This is a genomic window from Pseudomonas sp. 44 R 15 (assembly GCF_900004965.1).
GTDB classification, from domain to species: Bacteria; Pseudomonadota; Gammaproteobacteria; order Pseudomonadales; family Pseudomonadaceae; genus Aquipseudomonas; species Aquipseudomonas orientalis_A.
Map to the genome: position 1 here is coordinate 89781 of NZ_CVTU01000068.1, position 10273 is coordinate 100053.

Here is a 10273-nt window from a genome sequence, read left to right on the forward strand (position 1 = left end):
GCTTCAATAACCACTCGCCGCCGTCATCGCCCCACCGACAATCGCAATCCCTGAACTGCTGCCCAAGCGTGTGGCCCCGGCCTCAATCATCTTCAACGCAGTCGGATAATCGCGCACGCCACCAGAAGCCTTCACCCCAACCCCGGCACCCACAGTTCTACGCATCAGTGCCACATCTTCGACCGTAGCTCCGCTTCGACTGAACCCGGTGGACGTCTTGACGAAGGCCACACCCAGGTCACGGCAGATCTCGCAGGCTTGAACCTTCTGCTCGTCGTCCAGCAAGCAGGTTTCCAGGATGACCTTCAACGGCACGGCGCGGCAAGCCTGGTGGACCAGCGCGATGTCTTCGCGCACGGCGTCCAGCAGCCCGTCCTTCAACCAGCCGATATTGAGCACCATGTCGATCTCCCCTGCCCCGGCGGCAATCGCTCGTTGGGCTTCGAAAGCCTTGGTATCGCTCAATCCGGCGCCCAGTGGAAAGCCGACCACGGCGCAAATCACCACCCTGTCGTCGGTCAGGCACGAAGCGGCGTAAGGCACTTGCGCAGAATTGAGGCACACCGAATAAAAGCCATGCTCGCGGGCTTCCTCGCACAAGGTGCGGATCTGTGCCTGGGAGGCGTCGGGCGCCAGTAACGTGTGATCGATGTACTTGGCCAATGCGGCGGGTGGGAGACTGTTCATTTAATGGGCCCTTGCCTGTATGTTGCCAATGATTGTGAGGCGCTTGTCCCAGCGTCTACATAATTTAGTTACAATACTAACAATTAATGTTACTTATTTAACACCAACAATCAAGCCCTGGAAGACTCGTGGACAGTAGAAAAGCCGAGCGATTGAAGCTTATCCAACAAGCCCTGCAGGACCAGAACGCCATTCACCTGAAGGAAATGGCCGCACTGTTGGACGTTTCCGAGATGACCTTGCGCCGCGACCTCAACCATTTCAGCGATCACCTGCGACTGCTGGGTGGCTATATCACCCGGGTCGGCAATGAGAGTGGCGATTACCGAGTAGCCGAGCAGGACACGCGTCACGTCGAGGAAAAACGCCGCATCGGCAAACTCGCCGCTTCTTTGGTTCAGGCCGGCGATACGGTATTTTTCGACTGTGGTACCACCTCGCCTTTTGTCGTTGATTTCATCCCCGATGCGCTGGAGTTCACTGCGGTGTGCAGCTCATTGAACGTGCTGCTCAAACTGCAGAACAAACCCAATTGCCACATCGTGTTGTGCGGCGGCACCTTTCACCGCAAGAACCAGGTCTTTGAAAGCAGCGCCGAAAGCAGCATCCTCGATAGCGTGCGCCTGACGTGGGCCTTTGTGACCGCGGCCGGCGTCAGCCAGGCGTTTGGCGTAACGTGCTTCAACTTCAATGAAGTCGAGGTCAAGCAAAAGGTCATGCGCCAGGCTCAGCAACGCGTATTGCTCGCCGATTTCAGTAAGTTCGACACAGTGCGCACTGCGCACTTCGCCGCTCTTGAGGATTTTCAGTACGTGGTCAGCGACAAGAAAATCCCCCGCAGCTACAAGGACGTCATTCAGGCCAATGGCGCGCAATTGCTGGTTTAATCCAGCAACCGTTGCCGTTCCTGCGCACTCAAATACCCGGTACTGACACTGAATGAAGCGCAGGCTCCGGCCGCCAGCGCACGCACATGGCCTTTGGCTTTCTCGGCGTTATAGCCCTCGGGTTCGCAGGTAGACGGCAACACGAACGCCGCCACTTGCTGATCTGGCGTGTACAGGATCCAGCGTGCGGCGTGCGCAAATTGCTCGGGACGGTAGCGGGTGTAGAACGCCGCACCGCTGGGATGATCCAGCAGAAAATGCGCCTGGCCCCTGGCGTCTGTGCCGACCCCGTCGAAGAAAAATACGATCTCGGGGTCGTACAATGCCGGTTGCTCCAGGCAGGCCAATTGCGCAGGCTGTTCGGCCAGCTGCGCCATATAGGCACTCCATGCCGGCGTCGGCTTGACATGGTCCGGCACGCTGGTGCGCAGACGCTGGCGCTGTATGCCCAATGGCTCGACAAAGCGGGCGCCGTCTACGTACGCGTAGTTCATGTGGGCCATGTACATCAGGTCCATGGGCTTGCCGGCCAGGTTCGACACCTGCATGTCGATATCGAACACGGCCGAATCGGCGCGCAGCGTCACGCTGGGACACGCTCGGTAGCGATCGCCGAATCCCTTGGCATATTCGTACGAGCCGCCCAGGCGTACAACGCCCTCGTCCACCTCCAACCAGGCCGTATCCATGGGCGCGCAGGGCATTTCGCCGTGCAAGGCATGCGTGTCATCCGGCGCGGGGCAGCCGTTGCGCAGCAGGCCACTGTGAAACATGAAGCAGCCGTAAGTATCGATTATCGTCGGACTGGGCCGAGGTTGCTCGAACAGGTTGCTCATGGTCAAGTCGCAACCGTCGAACACGGCTGACCAGATCATCTGCCCTTGAAAAGGCAGTATCACCAGTCGCCCACGGCTATTCTCCAGGCTCACCGCCAGCACGCCGGACGGGTAGACCCAGGCACTGACCTTGAAGGCCGACGATTGCAGGAGGATCTTCTCCTGCTCGGCAAACACCGCAGGGTACAGCGCGATATGTGTATTCATGAGGCTACCGCCCTGGTCGCGCCCACCGGTAAGGTGCCGGATTGGCGCATGCACTTGAGCGCATACATCACGATCACAATGAAACACAGCAACGGCACGCTGTAAGCCAGCTGCATGTTGCCGCCGCTGGCGTCGGACAACAGGCCCTGGAAGATCGGGATCACCCCGCCGCCGACGATGCTCATCACCAGCAATGAACCGCCGACGCCGGTGTCTTCACCCAGGCCATCGATGGTCAGGCCGTAGATGGTCGGCCAGCAAGGGCCGAGGAAGATACTCACGCCAACCGCTGCATACACCGCCGAAATGTTCGGCACCAGAATGGTGTAGGCCAGCAGCACGATGCACAGCACTCCGTAGATCGCGAGTACCTTGGCGGGATGCAGGCGACGCATCAACAGGTTGGCAATCAACTTTCCGACAAAATAGGCGGCAAACGTAGTCAGCAGAAACCATGATGCGCTGCGTTCATTCATACCGCCCATTTGCATGGCCAGGCGAATGGTGAAGCTCCATACGCCGACCTGTGCGCCCACATAAAGAAACTGCGCCAATACGCCAAAGGTAAAGCGCGGGTTACGCCACAGCCGCCCCAGGCTTTGACCCAGGCTGCCGGGCTTGCTGCCGGCGGGCTTGTTGCCCTTGCACGCAGGGAACCGCGTAATGGCGATCAGGATAAAGATCAGCACCAGCACCGCAATCATCCATTTGTAGGGCAACAGCGTGGACTGGATCATTTGCAACTGCTGCACCGCTGCCTCGGAGGCGCTCATCCGAGCCAGCTGTTCAGTGGTGGCGTCGGTGTCCTTGAACATCACGAAACTGCCCACATACACCCCTGCCATGGCACCGAAGGGGTGAAAGGTCTGCGAAATATTCAAGCGCCGGGTCCCGGTTTCTCGGGGCCCCATCAGTGTCGAGTAGGTATTGCAGGCGGTTTCAAGGAACGACAGGCCGGCGGCGATCACAAACAGCGCCAGGAGGAACATGCCGTACTTGGCCGTGGAGGCGGCCGGGAAAAACAACAGGCAACCCAACATGTATAGCAGCAGCCCGATCAGAATCGTGCTCTTGTAGCTGAAACGACGCACCACCATCGCGGCCGGAATAGCCACAAAAAAGTAGCCCAGGTAAAACGCCGACTGCACAAAGGCCGTCTGGAAATCACTCAGCAAAAATGCTTTCTTGAAGTGGGCGATCAGCACGTCGTTCATACTCGCGGCCGCAGCCCATAGGGCAAAGATGCTGCACAGCAGGATAAAAGCGAACCAGGGCGTGCGGTTCAGGTAGAAACCGTCGGGTGTCTGTTGCAGCGCAGGTGTGTTCATTATTGTTCTCCGGGCTGGGCTGGGCTGAGGGTGTCAGCGCTGTTGTTGCTCAAAGCGATTGAACGTTTCACTGTCGGGATAGGAACTCTGCGTACCCAGCCCCATGACCGAGCAGGCGGAATACGCCACCGCCCGCTCCATGGCCTGGCGAATATGGCGGTCGCGGTTCCAGTGGTGAATGAAACAACCGATAAAGGCATCCCCGGCACCGGTGGTGTCACGGGCTTCAACCCGTACCCCCGGCACCTGGAACTCGCCCTCCTCCCCCACGTACAGCGCACCGTGCTCGCCGAGGGTCACGATCACGTGCCGGATGCCGCTGGTCACCAGGCTACGGGCGGCGGTCTGGGCCGATTGCGGCGAGTCCACAACGTGGCCGCTGATCAACGCCAGCTCCGATTCGTTGGGGATCAGGAAGTCAAGGTGCGCCAGGTGCTCACGACTCAAACCGGCCAGGGCCGGTGCAGGGTTGAGGAGCACCGCGATACCGTGTCGGTGAGCGAATTCGATGGCGTGGTAGACCGTGTCAAGATTGATCTCCAGCTGCAGCACGATCAGCGTGCATTCGCGAAGGTCGGCGGCAGCCGCCTCGATGTCCGCCGGCAGCAAATGCGCATTGGCTCCCTTGACGATCAAAATGCTGTTGTGAGAGTCGGCCCGAACAAAAATCGGTGCGACGCCGCTGGAAACGCCAGGCACGCGCTGCACATAACGGGTGTCGATACCAAAGCGCTGGAAGTTGGCCACTGTGTTGTCGGCAAACATATCGTCGCCGACCTTGCTCAGCATCAGGACATCAGCCCCAAGCTTGGCGGCAGCCACCGCCTGGTTGGCCCCTTTGCCGCCGCAACCCATGGCAAAGCCAGGCGCTTCAAGGGTTTCGCCCTGAACCGGCATGCGGTCGATATAGGTAATCAAATCCACCATGTTGCTGCCGATGACTGCGATCTTGCTCATTGCTATTCCACCTTGTTACGGCTGGACCAGGCAGGCCATGCCGCTCTTGTTTTGTTATTTAAATAACATAAGGTGTGAATATTCAATCTTTTTTTGCGCGAACGATTCAAGTCATCGTACGAACAGGCGCTGACAAGGGTCGGGCATCAAGCGCCGGGGCGCGACGTTGAGCCGTTGCTGAATGATAATTTCACGCAAAAAAAACCGGCCCACCAGGAGCCGGCCACGAAGACGCCCGCGTTACAGTCTGAACCGATCCACGGACTGCGACAGTTTGCTGGCCAAGCCAGCCAACTCATCGGTGGTCGAGGCGGTATCGCCAATAACGCGACTATTGCTTTGCGACATGCCGGCAATCATCTCCACCTGATGGGCGATCTCGTTACTGGCCAAACTCTGTTCACTGATGGTGCGGGAAATATCATTCACCAGCTCCGTGGTATTGAGCGTGGCCTGGAGGATCTCGCGAATGGCGCGTTCCACGTCGGCCGTGACGGCCATGCCCTTGTCGACTTGAGCAACGCCCTCCTCCATGCTGGTCACCGCTTCACGGGTGTTCTGCTGGATACGCCCGACCATGCTGGCGATTTCCTGGGTCGAGGCGCTGGTGCGCCCTGCCAGGCTGCGCACTTCGTCGGCCACCACGGCGAAGCCGCGGCCCTGCTCACCGGCGCGGGCGGCTTCGATGGCGGCGTTCAGGGCCAGCAGGTTGGTTTGGTCGGCGATGCCCTTGATCACCTGGATAATGCTGAAGATTGCTTCGGATTCTTTGTCCAGGGTGCGAATCACCTGGGCCGATTGCTGGGCCGAACGTGCGATGCCGTCCATGTCGCTGACCACTTGATGAATGATTCGGCCGCCGTCCTTGGCCAGGGTTTCAGCCTGGTTGGCCATGTCCAGCGCCTGCCCGGCATGACGGGTGATTTCTTCGATGCTGGCGGTCATTTCACTCGCGGCGGCGGCCATGGTGCTGGCGGCCTCGCTTTGCTGCTGGCTGCTGCCCGCCACTTCATGGCAGCCCTGGCTCAGGCGTTCGCTTACACCGTTGACCTCATGGGCATTGCTGCGTACCACGTCGATCATGCCGCGCAAATCGCGCTGCATGGTGGCGAGGCTGCGAATCAGCGTACTGGCTTCGTCCTGGTTGCGCGGCTCGACAATCGGTTCGCTCAGGTTGCCATGGGCGATGCTGTCGGCAATGCGGCTGGCGGTGCGCAGCGGCCCCATGATGCTCAGGATCACCCAGCGTCCCTGGGCCAGCAGCAGCAAAAGGCTGGCGCCGAGTACCACGCCCAGGATCCAGTTGGCGTTGCTGATCGCTTGCCGGGTGCCGGTGCTGGTTTGTTGGGTCTTGGTCTCGATCAGTTCACTCAGCGCGGCCATTTGGTCCTCCAACTGCCTGAACGCAGCATTGAAGGTCTCAAGCTCCCCACGCGCCGCCTCGGGATTGGCCAGGGCCAGCGCGACGATGCGCTCGCCGGCGCTGACGTAAGTCTCCAGGCTGGGTTTGATTTTTTCCAGGCTGGCCTTGATGGTGGCGTCCAGCGGCAGCTGGAAATTATCCGCCAGCATCTGCCGGAAGTGCTCGGCATGCTCCTTGAGCGAGGCACTGACGTCGGCCGGCGTGCTGGTGCTTTTGCCCAGCCCCACCAGCATGGCGGACAACACATCGGCACGCAGGGCGTCGTGCATCATGTCGGCTTCCATATGGTTGCGCAGCACCGTCATGCTGACCTCATTGTCCTGCACGGCGGCGCCCATTCGGGAATTTCCCAGGTAGCCGGCCAAGCTCATGATCAAGGCGGTCAGCAGCCCGGTCGCAATCAACAGCATCAAGCGTAGTTTGATCGTCATCTGGTATCCCCATACCTGGGCCGCCGGTTGGGAAACCAACCGTTCGAGCGTCGTTAGTATCGTTATCGGCACGGGCCTCGGTTAGTGAAGCCCAAGTTTGCGGATCTGTGCCAATCCCTTAAGCTGGGCGTCTTTGCCCGGACTTGCCCATGCCTAGAAGCATCGCCCACCTCGCCCTGCTGTTGGGCTTGATCACCGCCATCGGACCGTTTGCCATCGACAGTTACCTGCCGGCGCTGCCAACCCTTGGCGCCAGTCTCAACGCGTCGCCGGCCGCCGTGCAGATGAGCCTGACCGTGTTCTTCATGATCATCGGCGTGTGCCAGCTGTTCTACGGCCCGATCAGCGATGTCTTTGGGCGCAAATTGCCGATCTATGCAGGGTTGGTGATCTTTACCGTGGGCAGCATCGGCTGTGCGTTGGCCCCCAGCATCGAAGTGCTGATCGGCTTTCGCGCGGTGCAGGCCTTTGGCGCATGCGCAGGGATGGTGATTCCGCGGGCGATTGTCCGCGACCTGTACACCGGCCATGAAGCGGCGCGCTTGATGGCCTTGTTGATGCTGGTGATGAGCGTTTCGCCGATCCTTGCGCCATTGGCCGGCAGCCTGGTGATTTCGCTGTGGAGCTGGCGCGAGGTGTTTGCCGCATTGGCAGTGGTGGCGCTGCTGTGCCTGGTGATGACGATCGTGCAACTGCCGGAAACTCATCCGGCGGAGCGGCGTCTGGGCAAGACCCTGGGCAGTGCGTTCGGCAGCTACGGCGCCCTCCTCCGCGATCCGGTGTTCACCGGGTTGTCGGTAGTCAGCGGCTTTGGACTGGCGACGTTCTTCGTGTTTATCGGCAGCGCGCCCTTCGTGTACATCGAATACTTCGGCCTGACACCGACGCAATTCAGCCTGTGTTTTGCAGTGAATGCGGCGTCATTCTTTGCCATGAGCCAACTGACGGCACGCCTGAGTGCGCGTTTTGGCCTGCCGCCGCTGATCCGCTGGTCGGTGATTGCCGTGGCAGCCGTGATGGCGCTGCTGGCGGCCACGACACTATGGGGCAATCACCTGGTCTTGATGATGACGCTGCTGTTTATCGGCTTCGGCTTTCTCGGCCTGTTATTACCGGCCGCCGGCGTGTTGTCGCTGGAAGACCATGGCGCGGTGGCAGGTTCGGCATCGGCCCTGCTGGGCGCGATTCAGATGGTCACCGCCGCTGTCTCCATGACGCTGGTGGGGCTGTTTGCCGACCATACGCCCGCGCCGATGCTGGTGGGCATCGCGCTGTGCGCGACCGCCGCCATGCTTACCGTGCTGTGGACGCTGCGCCGCTTGCCGCCGCACCTGGCGAGCGTCTGATCGCCGCGTCACGCCTACAAATCAAAGCGGTCCACCGCCCGCCGCCGCTCGTTGTCGTCACGTACATCATAGCTGGCGGTGGTCTGGATATTGGTGTGATGGGCCAGCTTTTGCGCAATCGACAGGTCATGTTCCTCGATCACCCGCGTGATGAATGAGCGGCGAAAGTCATGGGGCATGATCTTCACCCCCACTTGGTCCCCACGCTGGCGGGCGATGTAGTAAATCGCGTGTTTGGTGATACGTTCCCGGGTGATATGACTGCCGCGTCGAATGCGGTTGAACAGGAACGTGTCGTCCTCTTCGCCTTCCTTGAGTTGCCCGCGACGGAACTCCAGCCAGGCCTGCAGCTTGGCGAATGCCCAATCCGGCGCGTATTTGACCAGTTCTTTGTTGCCCTTGCCAATCACGCGCAAGCTGCGCTGCTCAAAGTCGATCTGCGCCAGGTCAAGGTTGACCGACTCCGATTTGCGCATGCCCGAGCCGTACAGGAGGCCGATGACGGCGGCATCGCGCAGGCCCTGGGGGCGTGGGTCGGCGGCGCAGACTTCCATCATTTCGCGGATCAACGTGCGGCGCAGGTTGCGTCCCTGCCCCAGCCGTGTACCGGACGCGGCCTTGACCGAACGCATCTTCAACAGATGTTCCTGGCTGATCAGGCTCATCCGCCACGCTTCATTCATCACCCCGCGCACGGCATTCACATACAGGGACGAGGTGTTCGGCGCATAGCCGTCCTCACGCAACGCGGCGACCAAGGCAATCACCTGTTCGGGCTGCAGCAGGTGCCAGTCGATGTCTTCCAGGTTGACCTCGTCAAGGCCGAGACGGTCGGCGGCGTCCTGCAGCACGTAACGCATGGTCAGTTGGCTGGAGGGCGCAAGGCGGGTGAGGTAGAGGGTCAGCGGGTTGCGGATGGACTCAGTCAAGGTAGATCAGCCTTTGGATTAAATATCACAAGCAATCCATTGATTCATCGTGATATTTATTGATTGGCGAAGGCCGAGTCTAGCGCAGTATCGGCCCTGCCATCAAATCAAGGCGCCACCTCTTCTTCTTCGGCAGATGGCTGAGGTTGAGCCTGGGATTGGCTCCAATCGGCGTCCTGTTTCTGCATCAGGGCAAACCAGTGGCGACGCATGAAGGTCAGGTAACTGTCCGGCGCCTTGGCGAAATCCTTCTCGTCGGCGTAGCAGCCTGGCAGCGGCAGTTCGGTGCCCTGCTCCTTGTACTGGCTGACCAGCGCCTGCTGGGCGGCCACGCTGCAATCGGTCGGCAACGGCATGCCGCGCAAGGCACCGGCGTCCTCGTCCCACCAGGCTGCGCCGTAGCGGTCAACGCCGCGCAGGCGATACTTCTCCGACTTGCCGACATGCATGATCAACTTGAATTCATTCGGGCTGACGTCGCTGGTACAGGTGCGCGAATAGCCAACGGTCGCCTGGGTATTGCCGTCACCCAGCAGGTCGGTGACCTGGGTAGCCGCCCTGTCAAAGTGCAGCCTGGCGTCGAACTGGCACTGGCGTACGTCGTCATAGAGCATCCACACGCGCTTGGGATGCTCGCCCGCCAGCAGGTATTGGGCCGCGTAGACAAAGGCCGACTGGGTGCCATCGTCGTCCCGCTCGCCGACCTGTTCGGCCAGCACCAGCAGGTTTTTGCCCTGGCGGTCGTCCCAGGTATAGGCGGCGACTTGCTTGCCACGCACTTCGACACCTTCGGGTACCTGATCAATGTTCGCCAGGGCCACGCCTTCATCGGCCCGCACGGCCGTGACACAGGCGACGCATACCCACAATCCCATCAACACCGGCCGCAACTGGCCGCGTAAAAGCTGCACGCTATTCATCCGAGTACCCTGGCAAGAGATGGCTTACTTTACCGGCACTTGAAGGGCAATGCAGAGAAGATTGTTGAATAGATACACAGCGCCCATCACGGGTGCTGCCCACGTGAACCAAATACTCGGCGGGCTGTTCCTATCTGCCTGAAAATTACAAGGTTTAACACCTTGGCCACATAGCTGAACCCTAGCTGTCTACCTGTCAAATAAACGAGTTTTTCATCCGCCTTTCATATTCGTTGAACATTTTTGCGCTTAACCTTGTATGCAACACTTCAGAGCAATCCGGGGTTAATCGACTAAGCTGTTGATTACGCTTTATCTTTAT

Annotated in this window: 9 protein-coding genes and 1 pseudogene; 2 read left to right on the forward strand and 8 right to left on the reverse strand. The window is 59.9% G+C overall.

Features of this window, described 5'->3' with window-relative positions; genetic code table 11:
• Positions 1-3: 3 nt before the first annotated feature.
• Complete coding sequence (gene deoC / locus BFP93_RS08565; protein WP_065892741.1) at positions 4-687, reverse strand: deoxyribose-phosphate aldolase; 684 nt, start codon at positions 685-687, stop codon at positions 4-6.
• A 128-nt stretch (positions 688-815) separates the two neighbouring features.
• Between deoC and deoR the strand changes: the two genes are divergently transcribed.
• The gene (gene deoR / locus BFP93_RS08570; protein WP_065892742.1) at positions 816-1574 is read left to right on the forward strand and encodes a DNA-binding transcriptional repressor DeoR; all 759 of its coding nucleotides are present in this window, start codon (positions 816-818) and stop codon (positions 1572-1574) included.
• Here the strand turns inward: deoR and BFP93_RS08575 are convergent.
• The 5 genes and pseudogenes from BFP93_RS08575 to BFP93_RS29625 form a co-directional block, all read right to left on the reverse strand.
• A complete protein-coding gene (locus BFP93_RS08575) occupies positions 1571-2617 on the reverse strand; it encodes an aldose 1-epimerase family protein (protein ID WP_065892743.1) in 1047 nt (348 codons plus the stop codon). The two genes, deoR and BFP93_RS08575, sit on opposite strands and share 4 nt — an antisense overlap.
• Entirely contained in the window at positions 2614-3945 is a 1332-nt protein-coding gene (gene fucP / locus BFP93_RS08580) for an L-fucose:H+ symporter permease (protein ID WP_065884316.1), read from the reverse strand. Before fucP ends, BFP93_RS08575 begins: the two co-directional genes overlap by 4 nt.
• A gap of 33 nt (positions 3946-3978) precedes the next feature.
• Complete coding sequence (gene rbsK / locus BFP93_RS08585) at positions 3979-4902, reverse strand: ribokinase (RefSeq protein WP_065892744.1); 924 nt, start codon at positions 4900-4902, stop codon at positions 3979-3981.
• Between the two features lie 240 nt (positions 4903-5142).
• On the reverse strand, positions 5143-6006 hold the full coding sequence (locus BFP93_RS29620; RefSeq protein ID WP_370737778.1) for a methyl-accepting chemotaxis protein: 864 nt from the start codon (positions 6004-6006) through the stop codon (positions 5143-5145).
• Positions 6001-6756: pseudogene (locus BFP93_RS29625) on the reverse strand (MCP four helix bundle domain-containing protein); the annotation flags it as partial. The pseudogene BFP93_RS29625 and the gene BFP93_RS29620, both read right to left, overlap by 6 nt.
• 149 nt (positions 6757-6905) lie before the next feature.
• On the opposite strand from BFP93_RS29625, the gene BFP93_RS08595 reads away from it, so the two are divergent.
• A complete protein-coding gene (locus BFP93_RS08595; RefSeq protein ID WP_065892746.1) occupies positions 6906-8102 on the forward strand; it encodes a multidrug effflux MFS transporter in 1197 nt (398 codons plus the stop codon).
• A gap of 14 nt (positions 8103-8116) precedes the next feature.
• Here BFP93_RS08595 and xerC read toward each other — a convergent pair whose 3' ends face one another.
• Both xerC and BFP93_RS08605 read right to left on the reverse strand, forming a co-directional pair.
• Positions 8117-9031 (reverse strand): site-specific integrase, encoded by a 915-nt coding sequence (gene xerC / locus BFP93_RS08600; protein WP_065884312.1) that lies wholly within the window; start codon positions 9029-9031, stop codon positions 8117-8119.
• A 107-nt stretch (positions 9032-9138) separates the two neighbouring features.
• Positions 9139-9951, reverse strand: a complete 813-nt coding sequence (locus BFP93_RS08605; protein WP_065892747.1) for a M949_RS01915 family surface polysaccharide biosynthesis protein — start codon at positions 9949-9951, stop codon at positions 9139-9141.
• Positions 9952-10273 lie beyond the last annotated feature (322 nt).